The 22,175-nt window shown below is 63.7% G+C and carries 25 protein-coding genes; 9 read left to right on the top strand and 16 right to left on the bottom strand.

What is annotated here, in order from left to right; all coding sequences use genetic code 11:
* Positions 1 to 23: 23 nt before the first annotated feature.
* The 3 genes from pgeF to lgt form a co-directional block, all read right to left on the bottom strand.
* The gene (gene pgeF / locus NVV79_RS01345) at positions 24 to 794 is read right to left on the bottom strand and encodes a peptidoglycan editing factor PgeF (protein WP_303985484.1); all 771 of its coding nucleotides are present in this window, start codon (positions 792 to 794) and stop codon (positions 24 to 26) included.
* The gene (locus NVV79_RS01340; protein WP_303985482.1) at positions 791 to 1,873 is read right to left on the bottom strand and encodes a class I SAM-dependent methyltransferase; all 1,083 of its coding nucleotides are present in this window, start codon (positions 1,871 to 1,873) and stop codon (positions 791 to 793) included. The genes pgeF and NVV79_RS01340 overlap by 4 nt, the downstream gene beginning before the upstream one ends.
* A 339-nt stretch (positions 1,874 to 2,212) precedes the next feature.
* A complete protein-coding gene (lgt, locus tag NVV79_RS01335) occupies positions 2,213 to 3,046 on the bottom strand; it encodes a prolipoprotein diacylglyceryl transferase (RefSeq protein WP_303985506.1) in 834 nt (277 codons plus the stop codon).
* Between the two features lie 104 nt (positions 3,047 to 3,150).
* Here lgt and NVV79_RS01330 point away from each other — a divergent pair, with 104 nt between their 5' ends.
* From NVV79_RS01330 to proC, 4 genes are all read left to right on the top strand, one after another.
* A complete protein-coding gene (locus NVV79_RS01330; protein WP_056254480.1) occupies positions 3,151 to 3,405 on the top strand; it encodes an accessory factor UbiK family protein in 255 nt (84 codons plus the stop codon).
* Between the two features lie 2 nt (positions 3,406 to 3,407).
* Positions 3,408 to 4,136 (top strand): metallophosphoesterase, encoded by a 729-nt coding sequence (locus tag NVV79_RS01325; RefSeq protein ID WP_303985479.1) that lies wholly within the window; start codon positions 3,408 to 3,410, stop codon positions 4,134 to 4,136.
* Positions 4,137 to 4,354: 218 nt separating this feature from the next.
* Positions 4,355 to 4,855 (top strand): YbjN domain-containing protein, encoded by a 501-nt coding sequence (locus NVV79_RS01320; RefSeq protein WP_146289887.1) that lies wholly within the window; start codon positions 4,355 to 4,357, stop codon positions 4,853 to 4,855.
* Positions 4,852 to 5,670: a pyrroline-5-carboxylate reductase gene (proC, locus tag NVV79_RS01315; RefSeq protein ID WP_303985476.1), complete on the top strand. Its 819-nt coding sequence runs from the start codon at positions 4,852 to 4,854 to the stop codon at positions 5,668 to 5,670. The genes NVV79_RS01320 and proC overlap by 4 nt, the downstream gene beginning before the upstream one ends.
* 184 nt (positions 5,671 to 5,854) lie before the next feature.
* Here proC and NVV79_RS01310 read toward each other — a convergent pair whose 3' ends face one another.
* Both NVV79_RS01310 and NVV79_RS01305 read right to left on the bottom strand, forming a co-directional pair.
* Positions 5,855 to 6,322, bottom strand: a complete 468-nt coding sequence (locus NVV79_RS01310; RefSeq protein ID WP_303985474.1) for a hypothetical protein — start codon at positions 6,320 to 6,322, stop codon at positions 5,855 to 5,857.
* 201 nt (positions 6,323 to 6,523) lie between these two features.
* Positions 6,524 to 6,733, bottom strand: coding sequence for a cold-shock protein (locus NVV79_RS01305; protein WP_046105238.1), 210 nt, complete (start codon positions 6,731 to 6,733; stop codon positions 6,524 to 6,526).
* Between the two features lie 528 nt (positions 6,734 to 7,261).
* Here NVV79_RS01305 and NVV79_RS01300 point away from each other — a divergent pair.
* Together NVV79_RS01300 and ltaE are read left to right on the top strand one after the other, a co-directional pair.
* Entirely contained in the window at positions 7,262 to 8,239 is a 978-nt protein-coding gene (locus NVV79_RS01300; RefSeq protein ID WP_303985467.1) for a methyltransferase, read from the top strand.
* A 270-nt stretch (positions 8,240 to 8,509) separates the two neighbouring features.
* On the top strand, positions 8,510 to 9,550 hold the full coding sequence (gene ltaE, locus NVV79_RS01295; protein ID WP_303985465.1) for a low-specificity L-threonine aldolase: 1,041 nt from the start codon (positions 8,510 to 8,512) through the stop codon (positions 9,548 to 9,550).
* On the opposite strand, the gene NVV79_RS01290 is transcribed toward ltaE, so the two are convergent.
* From NVV79_RS01290 to NVV79_RS01255, 8 genes are all read right to left on the bottom strand, one after another.
* Positions 9,547 to 10,065, bottom strand: coding sequence for a hypothetical protein (locus NVV79_RS01290; protein ID WP_303985463.1), 519 nt, complete (start codon positions 10,063 to 10,065; stop codon positions 9,547 to 9,549). The two genes, ltaE and NVV79_RS01290, sit on opposite strands and share 4 nt — an antisense overlap.
* Positions 10,066 to 10,154: 89 nt before the next feature.
* On the bottom strand, positions 10,155 to 10,952 hold the full coding sequence (locus NVV79_RS01285) for a phytanoyl-CoA dioxygenase (RefSeq protein WP_303985461.1): 798 nt from the start codon (positions 10,950 to 10,952) through the stop codon (positions 10,155 to 10,157).
* Positions 10,953 to 11,158: 206 nt separating this feature from the next.
* Positions 11,159 to 11,779: a type B chloramphenicol O-acetyltransferase gene (catB, locus tag NVV79_RS01280; RefSeq protein ID WP_303985459.1), complete on the bottom strand. Its 621-nt coding sequence runs from the start codon at positions 11,777 to 11,779 to the stop codon at positions 11,159 to 11,161.
* Between the two features lie 334 nt (positions 11,780 to 12,113).
* The gene (gene carB / locus NVV79_RS01275) at positions 12,114 to 15,425 is read right to left on the bottom strand and encodes a carbamoyl-phosphate synthase large subunit (protein ID WP_303985456.1); all 3,312 of its coding nucleotides are present in this window, start codon (positions 15,423 to 15,425) and stop codon (positions 12,114 to 12,116) included.
* 382 nt (positions 15,426 to 15,807) lie between these two features.
* On the bottom strand, positions 15,808 to 16,149 hold the full coding sequence (locus NVV79_RS01270; protein ID WP_303985455.1) for a hypothetical protein: 342 nt from the start codon (positions 16,147 to 16,149) through the stop codon (positions 15,808 to 15,810).
* A 42-nt stretch (positions 16,150 to 16,191) separates the two neighbouring features.
* Positions 16,192 to 16,800, bottom strand: a complete 609-nt coding sequence (locus tag NVV79_RS01265; RefSeq protein ID WP_303985454.1) for a class I SAM-dependent RNA methyltransferase — start codon at positions 16,798 to 16,800, stop codon at positions 16,192 to 16,194.
* 668 nt (positions 16,801 to 17,468) lie between these two features.
* Positions 17,469 to 18,191 carry a hypothetical protein gene (locus NVV79_RS01260; protein ID WP_303985453.1) on the bottom strand — a complete coding sequence of 241 codons (723 nt, stop codon included), beginning with the start codon at positions 18,189 to 18,191 and terminating at the stop codon, positions 17,469 to 17,471.
* Positions 18,188 to 19,117, bottom strand: a complete 930-nt coding sequence (locus NVV79_RS01255) for an aminotransferase class IV (protein ID WP_303985451.1) — start codon at positions 19,115 to 19,117, stop codon at positions 18,188 to 18,190. The genes NVV79_RS01260 and NVV79_RS01255 overlap by 4 nt, the downstream gene beginning before the upstream one ends.
* Positions 19,118 to 19,274: 157 nt before the next feature.
* Between NVV79_RS01255 and NVV79_RS01250 the strand changes: the two genes are divergently transcribed.
* Positions 19,275 to 19,547: a DUF2277 domain-containing protein gene (locus NVV79_RS01250; RefSeq protein ID WP_303985449.1), complete on the top strand. Its 273-nt coding sequence runs from the start codon at positions 19,275 to 19,277 to the stop codon at positions 19,545 to 19,547.
* Between the two features lie 3 nt (positions 19,548 to 19,550).
* Here the strand turns inward: NVV79_RS01250 and clpS are convergent, their stop codons facing one another.
* Complete coding sequence (gene clpS, locus NVV79_RS01245; protein ID WP_303985447.1) at positions 19,551 to 19,856, bottom strand: ATP-dependent Clp protease adapter ClpS; 306 nt, start codon at positions 19,854 to 19,856, stop codon at positions 19,551 to 19,553.
* A gap of 93 nt (positions 19,857 to 19,949) precedes the next feature.
* Between clpS and NVV79_RS01240 the strand changes: the two genes are divergently transcribed.
* Positions 19,950 to 20,123, top strand: coding sequence for a DUF1328 domain-containing protein (locus NVV79_RS01240; RefSeq protein WP_303985445.1), 174 nt, complete (start codon positions 19,950 to 19,952; stop codon positions 20,121 to 20,123).
* A gap of 10 nt (positions 20,124 to 20,133) precedes the next feature.
* Positions 20,134 to 20,970: an aldo/keto reductase gene (locus NVV79_RS01235; protein ID WP_303985443.1), complete on the top strand. Its 837-nt coding sequence runs from the start codon at positions 20,134 to 20,136 to the stop codon at positions 20,968 to 20,970.
* 3 nt (positions 20,971 to 20,973) lie between these two features.
* On the opposite strand, the gene NVV79_RS01230 is transcribed toward NVV79_RS01235, so the two are convergent.
* Entirely contained in the window at positions 20,974 to 21,309 is a 336-nt protein-coding gene (locus NVV79_RS01230; RefSeq protein ID WP_303985441.1) for a type II toxin-antitoxin system PemK/MazF family toxin, read from the bottom strand.
* A gap of 382 nt (positions 21,310 to 21,691) precedes the next feature.
* Positions 21,692 to 22,162, bottom strand: a complete 471-nt coding sequence (locus NVV79_RS01225) for a GNAT family N-acetyltransferase (RefSeq protein WP_303985439.1) — start codon at positions 22,160 to 22,162, stop codon at positions 21,692 to 21,694.
* Positions 22,163 to 22,175 lie beyond the last annotated feature (13 nt).

The following is a 22,175-nucleotide window of genomic DNA, read 5'->3' as shown; positions in this document are numbered from 1 at the left end:
CCACGCATACCGGCCCCAGCGTTCTAAACCAGCCCGATAATCGCAATCTGCCGCCCGGTCTTGCCACCCTGATGGGTGGCATAGCGGTGCGAGAAATACCGCTCGGGCGCGCCATAAGTGCAGCCGCCGACCCGCTCGACCTGCACCACGCCCGCCCGGCCCAGTTCATCGGCCACGAAACCCGGCAGGTCGAAATGCGCCCGCGCGCCATTATGCGTCGAAAAATGCCGCCAGCCGTCGGGGCGCAGTTTCACGAAATCATCCATGAAATGCGGCCCCACTTCGTAATTTTCGCCCGAAATCGTCGGCCCGATGGCGGCGGCGATGCGGGCCGGGTCGGCCCCCAGCGCCACCATGGCGGCGACCGTATTGCCGACAATGCCGTCCACCGCCCCGCGCCAGCCGGCATGGGCCGCGCCCACCACGCCCGCTTCCCGGTCGGCCAGCAGGATCGGCGTGCAGTCGGCGGTGAGAATGCCCAGCGCCAGTTGTGGTTGGCGCGTGACGATGGCGTCGGCCTCGATGGGCTGGTCATTGGTGGGATAGGCGTCCAGCCGATGCACAAGGTTGGAATGCACCTGCTTGAGCAGGAACAACTGGTTGCGGAAAAAGCCCAAAGCCTCGGCCGCGCCGGTGCGGTTGATATCGACCGCACGGGGCTCGTCGCCCACCGCTATCGACATGTTGTTTTCGGAAAACTCGCCCAGCGAGCTGCCGCCCTTGCGCCCGAAAAAGCCGTGCCGCACGCCCCCCAGGTCGGCCAGGTCAGCACTTTGTTCGTAATGCTGGGTCATGGCGCAAATCCCTGTGGCATCAGGCCGGGGCTGGCGGCGCAGAAAGCCTTGAACAGATTGCCCATCTGCTCGGGCGCAATCAACCTTGCCTTGGCAGCGGCAATATCGCCTGCCGCCGCGGGATTGGCGGCACTCAACGCCTTGGCGCGTTCATTGATGCCCAGCCGGGTCAGGAACTGTCCCTGTGTGGCCAGCGGCTGCACGGCGAGGCCGGCACTGGCCGCCACATTGCCCAGGGCCTCGAAATCGACATGGGCCGACAGGTCCGTTTCGCCCGGCGCGTCGAGCACATCGGCATATTGATGCCGGCGCACGCCCTGCAAGGTCTCGCCGGTCTGGGTGCGCGCATAGCCATAATCCACGGCCAGGATCGCCCCGCCTTGTACCGAAACCGTGCCGGCCAGCCGTTTCATCACCTCGCCATTGGCCAGCCCCACCTCGAACACGCTATTGGGTTCGGCCCCGGCCACCGCTTCGGGCATGGCGCTGGCCGGGATCGGCGTCGGATTGAGCCCGAAGCTGCGCCGGCCGTCACTCAGCCCCACCATGCGCTCGTGCCAGCCATCCTCCATGCGCACGAATTGCCTTATCGGCATTGCATCGAAGAATTCGTTGGCCACGACAAGCAGCGGACCCTCGCCGACCTTTTCGAAAGCGTCGATCCATTTCGGCTCATAGGGTTCGAGCCGGGCATTCTGCTCCGCTATCAGCGCCGGATTGGTCTCGAACAGCCGCAGGTCGAGGCCATCGCGAAAGCCCTCGGCGCGGCAGGCCACGCGCAGCATGTCGGCCATCAGCGTGCCACGGCCGGGGCCGAGCTCGAGCAGGGTAAAGGCCTTGGGACTCCCCATCTGCTGCCACAGATTGACGAAGAAGAAGCCGAGCAACTCGCCGAACATCTGGCTGATCTCAGGCGCGGTGACGAAATCGCCCTTCGCCCCGAGCGGATCGGCATTCTTGTAATAGCCCTTGGACGGATGGGTCAGGCACAGGCCCATATAGGTGGCAACCGACATCGGCCCACTGGTGCGGATCTGCATGTCGATCAGCTCGGGCAAGGTGGGGGCGTCCTGAACCATCAGCAGACCTCATCCTGAGCTTGTCGAAGGACGAGGTCGTGGCACCATCTTGCCACGCCCTCGTGGTTCGACAGGCTCACCATGAGGGCTACTCTAACCGCGCAGCCACGGGCCCCCTCTTTCCCCATCCCCCGTGCACTCTGTTGCCTTGCCGTGACGGCGCGGTTCTTTCCCCTTCTCCCCTCGTGGGAGAAGGTGCCCGAAGGGCGGATGAGGGGGACTTTCTTCAACATGAAAGCATGGGCGGACACAGCCCCCTCACCCGAAAATCCGCTGGACGCGGATTTCCACCCTCTCCCACAAGGGGAGAGGGTGTCGACTGCAAAACCGGTGTGCACCTTACCCACGGACCAAACTCACCTTGCGCGTCCCCGCCCATACCACCAGCCCAAGCCCCGCCAGCACCAGCGGAATACTCAGCACCATGCCCATGGTCAGCCACCCGCCATAGAGATAGCCCAACTGGCTATCGGGCAAGCGCACGAATTCGACGGCAATCCGGCTCAGCCCATAGCCGATGCCGAATATCCCCGCGACCAGGCCCGGCCGGCGCAGGCTGTAGAAGACATGGGTGAAGATGCGGATCACCAGGAACAGCAGCAGCCCTTCCAGCGCCGCTTCGTAAAGCTGGCTGGGATGGCGCGGCAATTGCTCGGGATCGGTCGGAAACACCACGGCCCAGGGCATTGTCGTCGGCGCGCCGTACAGTTCCGCATTGATGAAATTGGCGATGCGCACGAGGAAAATGCCGATGGTCGAGACCGAGGCAATGAGGTCCAGCCCGCTCAGCCAGTTGCCATTGCCCTTGAAGCGGGTGAACAGGATCACCGCCAGCATCAGCCCGAGCATGCCGCCATGATAGCTCATGCCGCCATCGAGCGTGTTGATGATCTCGACCGGGTTGGCCAGGTAAAAGGGCAGGTTGTAGAACAGCACATAGCCCACCCGCCCGCCGATCACGATGGCCAGCATGGTCCAGAAGGCGAAATCCCAGATATCCTTGGCCGCAAAGGGCGGCTCGCCCTTGTGCCACAGCCGCGTATTGGCCAGCAGCAGATAGCCATAAGCCGCGCCCAGCCCAACGCCGAACAGATAGCCCAGCGCATACCAGCGCACGGCAAAGGGTCCGATGGCGAAGGCGATGGGATCGATATTGGGGAAGGGCAAAAGCAGCTCCTGCGGCAATCGGCCGGACCATTGCCGCTTCGGCCTCTCTGGTCAAGTCGGCGGGTCTATCCTAAGTAATGTGGCAAGGGGCCGAACCAAATAGGTATGCGATGAGCCAGAACAACAGGATCTTCGACGATCTGGGCCGATTGATGAACGAGGCGGCCGGTGTGGCCGATGGCGTTCGCCGCGAAGTCGAAACCGTCGTCAAGGGCCAGGCCCAGCGTCTGGTGGTCGATATGGACCTGGTCAAGCGCGAGGATTTCGACGCCTTGCGCGAACTGGTGCAGGTGCAGGGCGAAGAGATCGACGCTTTGCGTAAGGAACTGGCCGCGCTCAAGGGCGCCAAGTCCAAAGCCAGCTAGAGTTGCGCTTCGCCGTCATTTCCGATGTGCATGGCAATGCGATGGCGCTCGATGCCGTGCTCGCCGATATCAAGAGCCAGGGCGTCGATGCCACGCTTTGCCTGGGCGACCATGTCAGCGGCCCGCTCGATCCGGCCGGCGCCGCCGACCGCCTGATGGGTCTCGATGGCCCGGTCATATCAGGCAATCATGACCGCTGGCTGGCCCAGGGCCGCCGCGACGACCGCGATCTCGATCCGACCGACCAGTTCGCCAGCCGGCAGCTCACTGCCACCCAGCATGCCTGGCTCGCCACGCTCCCGGCCACATCGGTCTTCAACGACGAAATCTTCCTCTGCCACGGCACCCCGGCCAGCGACAATATCGCCTGGCTCGATGACTGGTACTACGACCGCAAGACTACATTGCCGTCCGAAGCTGCCGTGACGGCCGCCGCCGCGGGCATCGACTATCCCGTCATGCTGTGCGGCCACACCCATATCGCCCGCTCGGTCCGCCTGCGCGACGGGCGGATGATCGTCAATCCGGGCGCGGTGGGGCTGCAACTTGTCCACGGCTCCCCCGATGCGCGCTATGCTGTCATCGAGCGGCGCGACGGCAAGTGGCGCACCAGCCTGCGCGTCGTCGAATACGATCATCACGCCGCGGCGCAGCAGGCCGTGGACAACGGATTTCTCCCCTGGAAGCAAGCGCTGGCAACGGGTTGGGCCGATGCAGCGGGCCTGTTCTGACACGCAATTGCCTGTGAACGCGCAGTCAACGTTAACAGTCCGTTAACCTTAGGCCGCTCATCGTCATCCACAAGAGAATGCCGTCCATGGTCCGCGTTCCGTCCCCTGAATCAGTGGGGGCGTGTAGGGTCATTTCATCAGGACGATTCGTAAGCCTCGTGCGTGCGGCCCAGTTTCCTGAGTACCCAAAATCTGCCGGTTAATGGACGGAACCGTCGATGTCACTGCTGCAAGTCGAGCCCGATCGCAATGTCCACCCGGTGGACATTATCGAGCATATCGCCTCGATCAACGACTGGACTTTCGAGCGGCAGGACGCCGACGAAATCTCCATTTCCGTGCGCGGCGGCTGGTCGGATTACCATGTCTCCTTCAACTGGATGGAAGATCTCGAAAGCCTGCATATCGCCTGCGCCTTCGACCTCAAGGTGCCCGAAGGCAGACGCGGCGAGATCAAGCAGTTGATTTCGCTCATCAATGAGCAGCTCTGGATCGGTCACTTCGATATCTGGAACAAGGAAGGCGTGGTGCTGTTCCGCAATTCGCACCTGCTGACCGGCGGCGCCGATGTGTCGCCTCAGCAATGCGAAGCCCTGCTGCGTTCGGCCACCGATAGCTGCGATCTCTATTACCAGGCCTTCCAGTTCGTCGTCTGGGCCGGCAAGACTGCCGCCGACGCGCTGAGCCATGTCATGTTCGAAACGGTGGGCGAAGCGTGAGCGTCTCGCTCAGCCATCTCGGCCCGGTCATGCTGGTCGGCGCCGGCAAGATGGGCCTGGCTTTGGCGCGCGGCTGGCTCGATGCGGGCCTGCGGCCCAACCACCTGATCCTGGTCGATCCCGCGCCCAATCCGGCCGCAATGCAACTGGCCGAGGATTACGGGCTTACCCTCAATTCCGATGCCAGTGGGCTGCTGCCCGATGTACTGGTGCTGGCGGTCAAGCCGCAGATTATCGACAAGGTCATGGAGTCACTGCAACCCATTGTCGGGCCACATACTCTGGCCATTTCCATCGCCGCCGGCATTGACATCGCCAGGCTGTCGCATGGGCTCGACATGGGGCGCGTCGTCCGCACCATGCCCAATACGCCGGCCCAGATCGGCAAGGGCATTACCGGCGCCGTGGCCGGTCCCGATGTCGGAACGGAGGGCCGCGCGGTCGCCGAAAAGCTGCTCAGCGCAGCCGGTCCCGTGGTCTGGTTCGACGACGAGGCCCAACTCGATGCGGTGACCGCCGTGTCAGGCTCAGGCCCGGCCTATGTGTTCCACATGGTCGAAGCCCTGGCCGAGGCCGGCAAGAAACTCGGCCTGCCCGACGCCATTGCCGAACAACTGGCGCGCCAGACGGTCATCGGCTCGGCCGCCCTGCTCGAAGCCGATCCGGCGTCGCCCGCCACCCTGCGGCAGAACGTGACCTCGCCCAATGGCACCACCGCCGCCGGCCTTGCCGTGCTGATGGAAGGCCTGACGCCGCTGATCGAGCAGACCACCGAGGCGGCCCGCAAGCGCAGCGTGGAACTGGGCCGCGGCTGAAGCTCTATGGCTCCTGTCACCCCACCCTCTTTCCCTCCCCATCAAGGGGAGGGAGGCGCATGACCGACGTCAGTGGCTCCCATATTGACCCAATCACCGAGCGGGCTTCCCTCCCCCCAGGGGGAGGGAATGAGGGTGGGGGTAACCACAAGAACCAGACTTCGATAGTCCAGGCCTCCGAAGCCTAGCGCCGCTTGCTGCGGCGCTCCCGCAATTCGAGCAACTGATCGCGGATGGCGGCGACCCAGTCACGCAACCCTGTTTCACGCATATTGCGCAGGGCCGGCTCGATGCCATCAAGCGCCAGATGGGCCGACAGCAATTCGTCGCTATTGCCGGTGAGCTCGTAGCGCGCCAGGTGCACCAGGGCCAGGTTGGCGCGGGTGGTGGCCCAGGCCGCCGGCGCCTGGGCCCGCTGCCGGCAGGGCAGGGCCTTGACCAGCAGGTCGCGCGCCTGGTCCAGTTGTGTCTGCGCCGTTGCCCCCGTCTGCCCCCGGGCCAGCATGCACAAAGCCGCACCCAGATTGGTCAGCACTTCCCCGCGCAGCGGCGTGGTGAGGTCGGTATCAAGTAACTGGAAGTAGACCAGGGCGGCGGAATCGAAATCGCGACCTTCGATGAAGGTTTTGGCGCGGGCGAGCGTGGTAAACACACTCTCATCCGCTTGTCGCGGTTCGATTATTGCATTCACGAATGAGGCTCTGGTTTTGTTGCTCCGCCGCGGGCGGCCTGCTCTTTGTTAAACCGGTATGGTTACGACAACAAGCAATTGTCGTCTTCATGCACCGCAAAACAGAAAGGGGCGCGTCCCTCCAAGTCGGACGCGCCCCTTCCGGTCGAAATGCCTGATGGATCAGGCGGCAGTCAGGTTGTCGGCGGCGGATTTGCCGGTCCGCTTGTCCTTGACGATCTCGTAGGTGACCTTCTGGCCCTCATCGAGACCATTCAGGCCCGAGCGCTGGACGGCGGAGATGTGGACGAACACGTCCGCCCCGCCTTCGTCGGGCTGAATGAAGCCGTAGCCTTTTTGGCCGTTGAACCACTTTACGGTGCCAGTTGCCATGATGCGCGTTCCCTCGTGCAGTCGCTGCTGTAGGCGGTCCTGAGCCACTATTGGCCTGGGACGGAGTGATCGAAATATCGGAAAGTGACGTCAGCAGGCAGCGAATGGAATTCGCAGGATCAGATCGGTCGGCCGCAATATTCGATCAGAGAGCGTAGCCTGAAAAAAACGGGCGTTCAATATCTGTTTACACATGACAAATCGCCCGGCGGGAAAGCGCTTCCTGCCAGGACAAAATTGAGCATCGTCAAGTGTTTGCACCGCACTATCACAGCCCGGCGCCGACGCGGAGCCGGCAGGCGGGACGTAAAATTTGTCTCGTGCCGGGGCGTCACTGTCGCGGTGCGGTGCCGAAGCGCCGAACCGGACGCCATCACAATACCGCAAAAAAGACTGATGCAAACCGGCACTATCGTCGCATCTGCAGGTTTTGCACCGCATGTGCCTGCTTGCTTTCCGGCGGAATTTGCGGCAAATCCCCGTCCGCTGGGCGATTGGGTCCGGTAACCCTCCAGAGATCACTTCGTCTTGACCAAGGCGTTTCACTCTTCCGGCGATGTCATTGCGGATCGTCGCGCCGGCTATGCGCGCATGCTGGCCGAAGCCGGCGACCATGAAGCTGCGGCCGACCTGCTCGTTCAGGTGCTCGAAATCGTCCCCGGCTGGGCCGCCGGCTGGGACCTGCTGGGCCTCTATTACGAGAAGGCGGGTCATATCGCGGGCGCCATTTCGGCCTGGCGGCATCTCGAGGCGCTGGACGACGAGGGCGTGTTTGGCGCCGGCCTCAAGCTCGCCGCCCATGGCGCCGGCCGGGCCGCCGAGGGCACGGCGGTCAGCTATGTCGAAGCCCTGTTCGACCAGTATGCGCCCCAATTCGAGCAGGCTTTGGTGGAGCGGCTCGGCTATCGCGTTCCCGAAATGCTCGACGAATTGGTGCGGCAGGAAATGGCCGTGCTGGGGATCGAGCATTTCGCGCGGGCGCTCGACCTGGGCTGCGGCACCGGGCTGATGGGCCAGCACCTGCGCGCCAAGGCGGACTATCTCGAAGGTATCGATGTTTCCGCCGCGATGATCGCCGAGACCGCCCGCAAGGGCATTTATGACAGCCTGCAAAAGGCCGAACTGGTCGCCGCGCTCAATGCCCGCCGCGCCGATGCCGACCTGGTCACGGCCGCCGACGTGTTCATCTATTGCGGCGCCCTGGCGCCGGTGCTGGCGGCGCTGGTGCCCGCCATGCGGCCGGGCGGGCTGGTCGCCTTCTCGCTCGAAGCCCATGATGGTCCCGAGCCGCAATTCCTGCGTCCGTCGCTGCGCTATGCCCATGGGGTGGAGGCTACGCGCGATGCCCTGGTCGTGGCCGGGCTCGACGTATTGCGCTTTGAAACCGCCGTCCTGCGCTTCGATCGCGGCGCGCCCATCACGGGCATGCTCATCGTGGCCCGCCGCCCGCCGCTGGAACTGAACGCCGCCAATGACGGCGAGGATGGCGGCGACGTGGCGGCTTGATGCGGCCGGTGGCAAATTTGTTTCACTCGATACCCCTCTCCCCTTGAGGGAGAGGGTGGTTCTTACGCGTCCAGCGGAAGAACCGGGTGAGGGGTTCTGCGCTCACCCATGCGTCAATGCTTATGGATAGCGCAGGACCCCTCATCCGCCCTTCGGGCACCTTCTCCCTCAGAGGGAGAAGGGAAAGAGCCGGAACGCCTGAAGTCCAATGCGATTGCGCCGCGATCCAACAATCGTGCTAATCATCGGCCTCCAACAGCCGGGCCCGCCATGAACACCATCCGCTACGACTTCCGCTCCGATACCGTCACCCAGCCCAATACGGGCATGCGTTCCGCCATGGCCACCGCCGAGGTGGGCGACGACGTGTTCGGCGACGACCCCACGGTCAACCTGCTGGAACAGCGCATGGCCGCCATGCTCGGCAAGGATGCGGCGATCTTCGTTTCGTCCGGCACGCAATCGAACCTGCTCGCCCTGATGAGCCATTGCGGCCGCGGCGACGAGTTCATCGCCGGGCAGAATGCCCATTGCTACAAATACGAGGCGGGCGGCGCGGCCGTACTGGGCTCCATCCAGCCGCAGCCCATCGCCCACCAGCCCGATGGCACGATGGATCTCGGCGCGATCGAAAGCGCCATCAAGGCGGGGGACAATCACTTCGCCACCACGCGCGTCATCGCGCTGGAAAACACCTTCGGTGGCAAGGTGCTGCCGGAGAGCTACATGGGGCAGGTGGCCGAGATCGCTCGCCGCCATGGCCTCGGCCTCCACCTCGATGGGGCCCGCGCCTTCAATGCCGTGGTGGCTTTGGGCACCGACATCAAGAGTTTCACCGCGCCCTTCGACAGCGTTTCGATCTGCCTGTCCAAGGGGCTCGGCGCCCCGGTCGGTTCGGTGCTGATCGGTCGGCAGGACCTGATCGATACGGCGCGCCGCAATCGCAAGATGCTGGGCGGCGGGTTGCGCCAGTCCGGCATCCTGGCGGCGGCGGGCCTCTATGCCCTCGAGCACAATATTGCCCGGCTGGCCGACGACCATCGTCGCGCCCGGCGCCTGGCCGAAGGTCTTGCTGCCTTCCCCTCACTGCATGTAACCATGCCCGACACCAACATCATCTTCGTCGATGTCGAGGACCGCCTGGGCGACCGCCTCACCGAATTCCTGGTCTCGCGCGGTGTCGGCATTACCGGCCGCTACGGCCAGCAGCGCTGGGTGACGCATCTCGATGTGGACGACGCCATGGTCGATGGCGCGCTGGCCGAAGTGGCGGCGTTCTTCCGGTCCGGCGCCGAGGCGGCGTTCCGCTAGTCGGCGGCGACATCCTCGCAGCGGCCGGGGAAGTCCATATTGACGAAGACCTTCCACGGATAGCTGAGCGAGACGGAGCTGGCCGTAGTGCCCACGCCCCAATAGGCGAAGCTGATATCCGGATCCTCCGCCGAAATCATGACGCCTTGCTCGCTGGGATTGACCACGAGCACGGGACCGCTGGGCAGGCTCAACGGCCCCAGCACGCTGGCCACCACTCTCGTGGTGACGATGGCGGACACGGCCGCCAGCCTGTCGTCGCAGAACAGGAAGGCAGAGAGGTTGTCGTTTGCATCCCGGGCGGACAGTATTTTTACTCCCGCAGCGGCGAGTTCGCCGTCGAGCCGGCCGGTCGTGTCCTCGACCGGGCCATAGGCCGCTTCGATCAGCGGTTGAGCCGCGCTCAATGGCATCGCATCGAGCACGGCCTGATAGGGGTCGAAGTCATCGCTCTGGGCGAAACACGGCGCCATGGTCAGCGCGAGAAAAGGCACGGTCAGAACAAGGCGCATCATGCGTCTCCGGATTGCCGCCGCCTGTCGAGTATCCGGCCTTCGCGCGGTCCGGGTCAAGCGGGCGGGGAAAACCCCGCCCGCCTGGCATCCTATTGGCTGTCCAGCGCCACCCGCACCGCCAGCTCCACCGGCGAATAGACGCCATCCTTCCGGTCCAGCTCCAGTTCGCCCCGCGGCATCAGCGGCGGCTGGGCCATGAACTTGACCTCTTTGCCCCGATGCTTCTGGGCGGCATGTACCAGGAAGGGGTGGCAGAGATAGACCGTTCCCGCCGGCCCGGTCGCCAGCGCCTCTTTGCCGGTGTCGAACCAGTCCGGCCGGTCGGCGATCATGTCGCGGAGCGAGCGCCCGGCATCGCCCGCCGGGGCAAGGTAGCGGGCGACTTCGAGATGCGAGCCGATCTTGATACGGGTCGGCGCGTCGTCCTCCCCGACATCAGAGAACAGGAACAGCATCAGCAGGGCGCGGCCCTTCGAAACCACATTGGCCCTGATATCGAGGAAGTCCTTGAAATCGGGTCCGGCGAAGCTGCCGTCGATATGCCAGCCATCGTCGCCGGGTTCCTCGTCCGAGGGGAACCGCACCGGGAAGGTGCCCAATCCCTGCGGCAGCACCCACCTGTCCTGGCCCACGATCTGGTCATAGGCGGCGCGGAGCAGGGGCGTATTGGCCGCCTCGCGGAAAGGCAGCTCGGAATAGCCGCCCAGCCGGATGACCGGCTTGGTCCAGGTGGCGGGATTATCAGGATCGCAGCCGGTCTCCTTCCACAATATGGCGCGGCCCTGCTCGGCAAGGGCGCGGGGGAAGGCATTGTCGATGCGGATGAAACCGTCGGTGATGAAGGCGTCGATTTGCGCTGCGGAGAGCGCGGGAATGCTATCAGGCATTGGAAATCCATAAGTTCACAAGGCCGCAAAGGCGGCCGGATCGAGCGGCTGTGCCGCTCAATGTGTGCCCGAACAGGGCGCCGTCAGGCGCCGAGGAACACCGCGAACTTGTAAGACTGGATCATCATCATGGTGGCGGCGAATATAGGCGGGAGGCACGGGCTGTCAAGTTGACCCGCCCGGTCCGTGCCGGGCGGGTCAGGAGATCAGGCTTTCCAGAAGGCGTGGAGGGCCGCGATATCGCCGCTGCATAGCAGCGGCATGGCCGCCTTCAGTCGATCGTCCGGCCAGTCCCACCACGCCATGTCAAGCAGCATCGCGACCTGCTCGTCATCGAACCGTTTGCGGATCGGCTTGCCGGGATTGCCGCCGATAATGGTGTAGGGCTCGACATCCCTGGTCACCAGCGCCCGCGTGCCGATCACGGCGCCATGGCCGATGCGGACACCCGGCATGACGATGGCCTCGGTGCCGATCCACACATCATTGCCGATGACAGTGTCGCCGGCCGGCGCAAAGGCATCGATCGCCCCGGCGAATTCCGGCATTTCCGGCATGTAGAAGAACGGAAACGAACTGGCCCAGTCATGGCGGTGGCCCTGGTTGCCGGCCATGATGAAGGCGGCACCCGAACCGATGGAGCAGAAGCTGCCGACAACAAGCTTGTCGGCGTCGGGATCGGGTAGCAGGAAGCGCGCGCAGTCGTCGAAGCTGTGGCCGTGATAATAGCCCGAATAATAGCTGTAGCGCCCGACCACGATATTGGGATGGGTCACCTGCTCATCGAGGCGGATGCCCTTGAACGGGCTTTCGAAGAAATTGGTCATGATGGACTCGTGAAGTGTGTGCTGCCGAGGGCAGCGCGTTGCAGAATGTACGGAAGCGGCCGGCCCTCTTGTGGCCGGCTAAGGAGCGATCCCTCGGCGCGTGTCAGGCGCGCAGGATCGCTATCGCGGTGGTACAGTCTGCGGACTTCATGATGGCCGGGAACATAGCGGGCAGGGGCGGGCTGTCAACCGGGGGCATCGGAGTACCCCCTCCCACCCTCCCCCTGACAGGGGGAGGAGCCGCCCAGTGGGCAGGGCAATATGGTGCCAAATCCCCAATCTGTTCCTCCCCCTGTCAGGGGGAGGCTAGGAGGGGGTATCCCAGCAAAGACTCTTAAGCCGCGAAGTAATCCTGCAGCGGCCGCACCACCAGGCTTCCCTTCTGCAAGGCCACGATCCCTTCCACCGCCGCCAGCGCGCCGTCGATGGTGGTATAATACGGGATCTTGGCCAGCAGTGCCGTCCGCCTGATATCGCGGCTGTCGCTGATCGACTTCATGCCGTCAGTGGTGTTGATCACCAGTTGCACGCCGCCATTCTTCATCGAATCCACGATATGCGGCCGGCCTTCGAGCACCTTGTTGATCTTGGTGGCGGCAATGCCGTTTTCGACCAGGTATTTCTGCGTGCCGCCGGTGGCGAGAATGGTAAAGCCGCCCTCGACCAGATGGCGCGCCATGTCGACGATATACTGCTTGTCCTGGTCACGCACCGAGATGAAGGCCGTGCCGGACTGCGGCACCTTGGAGCCGGCGCCCATCTGCGACTTGGCGAAGGCCAGCGCGAAATCGGTATCGAGCCCGATCACTTCGCCGGTCGATTTCATCTCCGGCCCCAGCACCGTATCGACGCCGGGGAAGCGGTTGAACGGGAACACCGCTTCCTTGACGGCGATATGCTTGAAGCTCTTCTCGACCAGGTTGAAGCCGGCGAGGCTTTCCCCGGCCATGATGCGGCTGGCGATCTTGGCGATGGGCTGGCCGATCACCTTGGCGACGAAGGGCACCGTGCGCGAGGCGCGCGGATTGACTTCGAGCAGGTAGATCACCCCGTCCTTGAGCGCATATTGCACATTCATCAGCCCGCCGACCTTGAGCGCGAAGGCGAGGTCCGCCGTCTGGCGCTTGAGCTCGGCAATGATTTCGGGCGAGAGGTTGCGTGGCGGTAGCGAGCAGGCCGAGTCGCCCGAATGGATGCCGGCCTCCTCGATATGCTCCATGATGCCGGCCACGAACACGGTCTCGCCGTCGCACAGTGCATCGACGTCGATTTCGGTGGCGCCGGAGAGATACGCATCGAACAGCAGCGGATTGTCCGACAGCACCGAATTGATCTGCCCGGTCTTGTCGTTGGGGTAGCGCTGCAAGATGTCCGGCGGCACCAGTCCGGTCAACGTATCCTGCACATAGCGCTCGAATTCATTGGCTGAGTGGACGATGGCCATGGCCCGGCCACCCAGCACGTAGCTCGGGCGGATCACCAGCGGATAGCCCAGCCGCTCCGCCACGAGGCGGGCCTGCTCAAGCGAATAGGCAATGCCGTTCTTGGGCTGGGTCAGTTCGAGCTTGTTAAGCAGCTTGGAGAACAGGTCGCGGTCTTCGGCCAGGTCGATGGCATCGGGCTGCGTCCCGAGGATCGGCACGCCGGCCTTCATCACCGCTTCCGCCAGGTTCAGCGGCGTCTGCCCGCCGAACTGCACGATGACGCCATGCAGCGTCCCGTTCTGCTTTTCCGTCAGCAGGATTTCGATCACGTCCTCTTCGGTCAGCGGCTCGAAATAGAGCCGGTCCGAGGTGTCGTAGTCGGTCGAGACGGTTTCCGGGTTGCAGTTGACCATGATGGTTTCGTAGCCGGCATCGGCCAGCGCAAACGCGGCATGGCAGCAGCAATAGTCGAATTCGATGCCCTGGCCGATGCGGTTAGGACCTCCGCCGAGGATCACCACCTTCTTGCGGTCGCTGGGGCGCGCCTCGTCGTCCACCTTGCCGTTGAACGGCACTTCATAGGTCGAATACATATAGGCGGTGGGCGAGGCGAATTCGGCCGCCGAAGTGTCGATCCGCTTATAGGCCGGCCGCACTTCCAGCTCGTGGCGCAGCTTGCGCACGTCGCTTGCCTTCACATTGGCGAGCTGGGCCAGCCGCGCGTCGGAAAAGCCCATGGCCTTGAGCGAGCGCAGGTTCTGCGCGTCCTGTGGCAGGCCGAATTGCTTCACCTTGCTCTCGGTGTCGACGATGCCCTGCATCTGCTCGAGGAACCACGGATCGATCTTGCAGGCCTCGTGGATGTCTTCCAGGCTCATGCCCAGCCGCATGGCCTCGGCCACATGCAGCAGCCGGTTCGGCGTCGGCGTGCCGAGCGCGGCCTTGATGGCATTCTTGTCCTCGCCTTCGCCCAGGCCGGGAATGCCGATCTCGTTGAGGCCGGTCAGCCCGGTTTCGAGGCTCCGCAAAGCCTTCTGCAGGCTTTCCTGGAAGGTGCGCCCAATGGCCATGGCCTCGCCCACCGATTTCATCGAGGTGGTGAGGCGATTGTCGGAGCCCGGGAATTTCTCGAAGGCGAAGCGCGGAATCTTGGTGACGACATAGTCGATGGTCGGCTCGAACGACGCCGGGGTCATGCCGCCGGTAATGTCATTGTCCAATTCGTCCAGCGTATAGCCCACGGCCAGCCTTGCGGCGACCTTGGCGATGGGGAAGCCGGTGGCCTTGGAGGCCAGCGCCGACGACCGCGACACGCGCGGATTCATCTCGATCACCACCATGCGCCCGTCGGCCGGGTTGATGCCGAACTGCACGTTGGAGCCGCCGGTTTCCACGCCGATCTCGCGCAGGACCGCCAGCGAGGCGTCGCGCATGATCTGGTATTCCTTGTCGGTCAGCGTCAGCGCCGGGGCGACGGTGATGCTGTCGCCGGTATGCACGCCCATCGGGTCGATATTCTCGATCGAGCAGATGATGATGCAGTTGTCCTTTTTGTCGCGGACAACCTCCATTTCATACTCTTTCCAGCCGAGCACGCTTTCCTCGACCAGCACTTCATTGGTCGGCGATGCGTCGATGCCGCTCTCGCAGATGGTGAGATATTCTTCCCGGTTATAGGCAATGCCGCCGCCGGTGCCGCCCAAAGTGAACGAGGGCCGGATGATGGCCGGCAGGCCGATCACTTCGAGCGCCTGCAGGGCCTCGATCGTGTTATGCGCCAGCATGGAGCGCGGCGTTTCCAGCCCGATCTTCTTCATGGCGTCGCGGAACAGCTCGCGGTCTTCCGCCTTGTCGATGGCCTCGGCCGTGGCGCCGATCATCTCGACATTGAACTTGTCGAGCACGCCCATCTTGCGCAGGCTCAGCGCACAGTTCAGCGCCGTCTGCCCGCCCATGGTCGGCAGCAGCGCATCGGGCCGTTCCTTCTCGATGATCTTCGCCACCACTTCAGGGGTGATCGGCTCCATATAGGTGGCGTCGGCCAGGTCCGGATCGGTCATGATCGTCGCCGGATTGGAGTTCACGAGGATGATCCGGTAGCCCTCTTCCTTCAGCGCCTTGCAGGCCTGGGTGCCGGAATAGTCGAACTCGCAGGCCTGCCCGATAATGATCGGACCCGCACCGATGATGAGGATCGATTTGATATCGGTACGTTTTGGCATGGCGCTCGCTCAACTGTTCACAACGTCGAGCGACAGGAGAATCGCCCGGACAGCACCTGTCCCGCGACAAACCACGCGGCAACTGAGCGCTGCGGCGCGGTGGTAAGGTTCAGACATGGTGGTTAAGTGGGCTGTCTAGCGGAGAAGGGCGGGAATGCCAACCCCAAATGGGTGGATGGCTGTGGGCATATGTGTGCTTACCACCGCGCCGTCGGCTCCACCCACCGTCCCCTTGCGGGCTTCGATTGTGGTACTGCTTGCCCCCGCCCACCGCGCGCCCTTCTCCCCTTGTGGGAGAAGGTGCCCGAAGGGCGGATGAGGGGAGCCGAGCTAACCGCTCGCTTCGAAGCATGGGATGACGCAGGGGTTGGTCACCCCACCCTCAGTCCGGCACTTGCGCAATCCGATCTTCACCCACGAGATCCTCGTACCCAACCTTCGGCATGGGAAAGCCATAGCCGCTGCCGGGCTTGTCCCAGCGAAGATTGCCCGCCGCATGATGCGGGCTGGAATAGAGTTCCAGAGCAATGCGTTGCAGGGCGAGATACAGCGCCTGCACGCTATCAAACGCGCTCACCTTGAGTTGCCGCGTGCCTTCCGGCCAGCCAACCTCGATGGAGCAGTCCCAGCACCGGTCGCCTTCTACCGGTGCGTGGAGGTGAATCGGAACCGAAACCTCAGACCGGCCCTGTGTCAGCAGCAACTGGCGTGTCGCAATGATCATTTTGCAACCTCCGTTCGAGGGGAACCCAACTGTTCCCCACGATCAAGCTCGCCACAACCCCACCCGCAACCCCCCATGCAGCACCGTCGGCTCCACTAGTTCCAGCCCCAGCCCGGTCGCCTTGGCCAGTTCCTTGTCCGTCGTGACGATCCCCACCCGCCACCCGGCAAACTTCGCGCGGATCACATTGCCCATGGTCCGGTACAGCCCGAGCAGCGGCGCCTTGTTGCCGATGCGGCTGCCGTAGGGCGGGTTGATCATGATGAGGCCGGGCGGACCTTCGGGGGGCGACAGGGTTTCGATACCCTGCTGCTCGAACTGCACCACATCCGACACGCCTGATCGTTCGGCATTCTCGCGCGCCATTCGGATCGCGCCGGGGTCGCGGTCGGAGCCGTGAAAGCGCAGGCTGGTATCGCGCAGCGGGGCAGGCTCGCGCATCGCGTCCCAAGCGGCGCGGTCGAAACCGGGCAGGTGTTCGAAGGCAAAGCTGCGGGCGCGGCCGGGCAGCAGGCCCAGCGCGATTTCGGCGGCTTCGATGACGAAAGTGCCCGAACCGCACATCGGGTCGAGCACGGTCTGGGTGCCGTCATAACCGCATTGGCGCAGGAACATCGCCGCCATGGTCTCGCGCATCGGCGCCTTGGCCACGCCCTCCTTGAAGCCGCGCTTGTGCAGCGACTCCCCGTCGTATCGAGGCTGATCGTCACGAGGTCATCCTCGATCCGCACCATCACGCGAACCGCCGCATCCTCGGCGATGGGCGTGCCCAGCGTCTCGGCAATGGCCGTGGCCACACGCTGGCTCGCCGCCCCGGCATGATAGATGCGCGAGCGCTTGCAACTCGCCTCCACCGTCACCGGCACATCGGGCCGCAGCAGGCTGGCCCACTCGACCTTGCGGGCGCGCTTGTCCAGTTGGGCCAGATGCATGGCGCGGAAGCTGGCCACCCGCGCCAGCACGCGGGTGGCGCCGCGCAAGGTGAGATTGGCCCGCCACACATCGGGCCAGGTGCCCATGAAGGCGACACCGCCCTCGGTCACGCGGGCATCAAAGCCGGCCGCGCGGGCTTCCTCGCAAAGCGGGGCTTCGAGGCCTGGCGTGGCGACGAGGTAGATTTCGAATGGGCTGCTCATGGGGGAGAGGTAGAGGGTTTTGCGGGCGCGGGGAAGGGTTGGTTTGAAGGGGATACCCCCTCCCAACCTCCCCCTGATAGGGGGAGGAGTCGGGCAGTGGGTGTGGCGAGATCGTGCCACAAGCTCGATCCGTTCCTCCCCCTATCAGGGGGAGGCTAGGAGGCGGTATCCTACCAAGACTCCTCAGCCCTTATGCGCCGCCATCCGCTCGTAGAACACCCGCGCTTCCTCCGCGATGCGCTGCAAATGCCCCGGCAGCTCCACCACCTTCTCGTCCGGCGGCGCAAAGCCCGTGCTGTCGAAAATCGCCCCATACCAATGCGGCGCCCACACCCCGTCATCGGGATGCTGTCCCTTCGGCCAGCTCAACATCGCCTCGTCGAACGTCAGGTCAATTGCCGCGCACAGCGCCGACAGCGTCCGGCGCGGATCGCGCCGCACATCCTCGGACTCCACCACCGGCGGCGCATGCCCCAGCCGGTCAGCCACGCGATCGAACAGCGCCGCTTGTTCGGCAAAACCGATATCGCGCAGGCTCACATCCTCGCGCTTCTGCGCATAGGAGGCGAGCACCCGTTCCGGCCGCCGCAGCAGGAAGACATTGGTGACACCATCCATCCAGTCGAGCGGAAAGCCCTCGACCATGTGATGGGCCATATGCTTCTGGTACCAGACCAGCTTGCCTGAGGGCACCGGGCCGAGCATGTCGGCAGCGACGCGATGGGGGTCCCGGGGCTGGCTCGCCAGCACTTCGTCATTCATCGGATGGACAATGCCCGTCGCCGCCAGATAGGCGGCATAGAACGGCTCGTCGCTGACGGCGCAATCGGGCCGCGACGAGAAAGCCCGCATCATGGCCGTCGACAGGTTGCGCGGCCCCGACCACATGGCGATACGGCGCGTCATGGCCGCCAGGTCTCCCGCTCGATCAGCTCGCGATAGAGCCCTTGCAGCCGCAGCGTCATCTCGCCCGGTATCGGCCCCGGCCCGGTCAGCGGGTGGCCCATGTGGCGGCCGTCCACTTCGCGCACCGGGGTCAGTCCGGCAAAGGTGCCGGTCACGAAGGCCTCGTCGGCGCCATAGACGTCGGTGAGGGAAAAGTTCTTCTGCCGCACGGTGATCCCCGCCGCCTCGGCCACGCGGATGATATTGCCGCGGGTAATGCCGCCCAGGCAGTAGTCGCCCGTGGACGTCCAGAGTTCGCCGCGCCTGATGATGAAGAAATGCGTGGAATTGCAGGTGGCGACGAATCCCTGCGGGTCGAGCATCAGCGCCTCGTCGGCCCCGGCCTTGGCCGCCTGGATGCAGGCCTGGATGCAGTTGAGCTTGGAATGGGAATTGAGCTTCTGGTCCTGCATGTCAGGCGCGGTGCGGCGGATGGTCGAGGTGAAGAGGCTGATCCCGTCAGGCTTGTCCGAGGGCGTCTTGTATTCGGGGATGATGACCACGGTCGCGTCGCCGATAGTGGCGCGCGGGTCCTGATAGGGCGTGGCCTTGATGCCGCGCGTCACCATCAGGCGGATATGGACGCCATCGGTCATCTTGTTGGCCGCGAGGCAATCGAAGATGCGTTTTACCAGCGCGTCAGGGGTCAACCCGACGGAAAAATCCAGCGTCTTGGCGCCCTCGTAGAGCCGCTCCAGATGCGCCCACAGGAAGGGTATGCCACCCTTGTGCAGCCGCAGCCCCTCCCAGACGCCATCGCCCAGCACGAAACCGGAATCGAAGACCGATACCGTGGCCTCCTGGCGCGGCTTCAGCGTGTCGTTGACTGCGATCAGGATATCCGCGTTGCGCGGGTCATCTGCATAGGCATGCACGCCATAGGCCATTCGAGCACCAGATTCACGTGTGGGTCTTCTCGATGCTAACAGTCCGTTAGCATTAGAGGTGGGTTGCCAACCATCGGTCTTCGCCCGGCGATGGGCAAGGGTGGTTGGCGGGAAACATCGATCGGGTATAGCGTTTCTCCCCAGAGGAGACTGCAATATGTGCCGCAACATCAAGCCGCTGTTCAATTTCGAACCCCCCGCCACAAGCAACGAGATGCATGACGCGGCTCTGCAATTCGTGCGCAAGATTTCCGGCTACAGCGCGCCGTCCAAGGCCAACGAGGCTGCGTTCCACGAGGCGGTGGAGGACATCGAGAAAGTCGTGCGTAAGCTGTTGAAATCGCTGGAGACCAATGCCCCGCCAAAGGATCGGGAAGAGGAGGCGGAAAAGAAGCGGGAGCGCTCCAGGCTCCACTTCGGCACCGCCTGACGCCTATTCCTCCGGCTCAGTGCCGAACAGCAGCGGATAGCCATGCTGCTGGGCGAAATCGGTCGCCCGCATCGCCTTTTCCTCGGCGATCTCCCGGGTGAAGACAGCCACGACGCAAGCCCCTTTTGTGTGCGCTGTCAGCATGATGGCATTGGCTTGCGCCTCGGGCACGCGGAATTCGGCCTTGAGCAGCCGCACCACGAATTCGCGCGGCGTATAGTCGTCATTGAACAGAATAACCTTGTGCAGCGGGGGTTTAGCCGGCTTCAGGACGGTTTCGGTTCGGCGTTTGGTATCGGTATCGGCCATGCTCGCCTCCAGGGCGAATGGAACAGTCGGCGGCGGGAACGGGCCATGCCGCCATGCGTTAGGGAAGCAAAACCTCCCACCCAGGGTCAAGCCATGCTTCAACTCCTGATCATACTCGTGATCGTCGCGCTGGTCGCCGGCGCCATGGGATTTACCGGCCTTGCCGCGGGCGCGAGCATGCTCGCCAAGATCATCTTCGTTCTCATGCTGATCGGCATTGCGCTGGTCCTCATCCTTGCCTTCGCCGGCATCGCCATTCTCGTCTAGGAGCTTGAAAATGCCCGATATTCCGCACATCCAGCTCAATGACGGCAAGACGATCCCGCAACTGGGATTCGGCGTGTGGCAGGTGCCCAATGACGAGGTCACCCAGGCGGTCCGGACGGCCATTGCGGCCGGCTACCGATCCATCGATACCGCCCAAGGCTACCACAACGAGGAAGGGGTCGGCAAAGCCATCGCCGAGAGCGGGGTGGCGCGCGAAGAGTTGTTCATCACCTCCAAGCTCCGCACGGGAGACCAGGGCTATGACACGACGATAAAATCCTGCCTGGACTCGCTCGACCGGCTGGGCCTCGACTATCTCGACATGTTCCTGATCCACTGGCCGGTGCCGGCGCATGACCGTTATTCGGCGACGTGGAAGGCTTTCGTACAGCTGCAGCGCGACGGCCACATTCGCTCGATCGGGGTCTCCAACTTCCTGCCCGACCATATCGAGCGCATCATCGCCGATAGCGGCGTCACGCCTGCCGTGAACCAGATAGAAGTCCACCCCGAATATCAGCAGCGCGATGTAAGGACCTTCCATGCGGGCCACGGCATCGCCATCGAAAGCTACAGCCCGCTGGGTAGTGGCGCCGTGCTGGACAATCCAGTGATCGCCGAAATCGGAAAAAAACACGGCAAGGCGCCGGCGCAGGTCATCATCCGCTGGCATTTGCAGCAGGGGCTGATCGTCATCCCCAAATCCGTCCACGCCGACCGCATCAAGGCCAATCTCGACGTCTTCGGCTTCGAACTTGACGGTGACGACATGGACAGGATCGCCGCGCTCGACCGCCCCGATGGCAAGACCGGCGACAATCCGGCGACCAATAACAGCCTGTGGTAGGCGCTAGCCGAATATGTCGGCCATGCCTGTCCGAAGATTTTCCTGGTCCTGCAAGCCGAGGCGGCCGAGTTGCCGCAGCACCAGATCGTTCGGCAACGTGAAGAGCTTGAAACGGATAACCGAAGGGTGCGGTATGCCAGCGGCCTCCAGATCGGTTATGGTAATGTCGCCGGTCCAGATCGATCGTGTTGCGGATGTGATCATGCCCATGATCGATTGGCCGCAGGCCTGATTGAATGATCGGGATGACAGAACAACCGATGGGCGGCGCTTGGATAGAGGCAATTCGGTGAATGGAAATGGCACGAGTATCGTATCGCCGAATTCATAGGTCGGCATAGGCCACCTCGTCTTCGGGGGAGTTCCATTCGTCCAATGTGCGGGATACTGCCGAAAGGTAGGTTTCCGCGGTGACCACTTCACGAATTTGGACCCTGTGGCCAGTCTTGCGACGCAATTCAGCCCAAACCTCTTTCATATGCGATACTGGTTTGATCCCCAGCGTCGGGCGCCCGTCTCGGCCATCGCGCATCCGCTCCCCAACTGCCGACTATGCCGTCCACTTCCAGGTCGAGGATGTCGCCCGGTTGAAGCCGCCGCAGTCGTTCTTGCAGTGCTCGATCGCCTTCGACATGGCCAATCCAGATTGCGTCGTCCCTGATTGTGACCGTTGCCATGATAGCCTCCATCCTCGCCAATATAGGGCGGGGTGGGGGTGGGGTCAACCAAGCAGCAGCTTGAAGCCCTCATGGCTCTTGGTGAAGCCGAGCTTTTCGTAGAAGCGGTGGGCGTCGAGCCGGACCTTGTTGGAGGTCAGTTGCACCAGGCCGCAGCCGGCTTCGCGGCAACGCTCGATGGCCCATTGCACCATTTCGGTTCCCAGGCCGCTGCCGCGCTGGTCGGCGCGGATATGCACGTTTTCCAAGAGGCCCCGCTTCATGCCGAAATTGGGCATGCCAGGGATGAAGCTGATCTGCAACGTGCCGACGATTTCGCCGTCCCGCTCGGCTACGATGAGGCGGTGGTTTGGATCATCGGTTATCGCGTCGAAGGCGGCGCGGTAGCGCGGATCGGCGAGCGTGGCGGGATCGAGCGGCGGCGTATCCGTGCCGCGGGCATCGCCGGCATGGCTCAGGCCGACAATGGTGGCGATATCGGCCGGTGTCGCATCGCGGAAGGTCAAGGTGGTCATGGCGGCCTCGGTT

This window comes from Devosia ginsengisoli, assembly GCF_024707105.1.
Lineage (GTDB): Bacteria > Pseudomonadota > Alphaproteobacteria > Rhizobiales > Devosiaceae > Devosia > Devosia ginsengisoli_A.
Note: the sequence above shows the minus strand (reverse complement) of the source record. Positions and strands in the feature narration are given on the sequence as shown.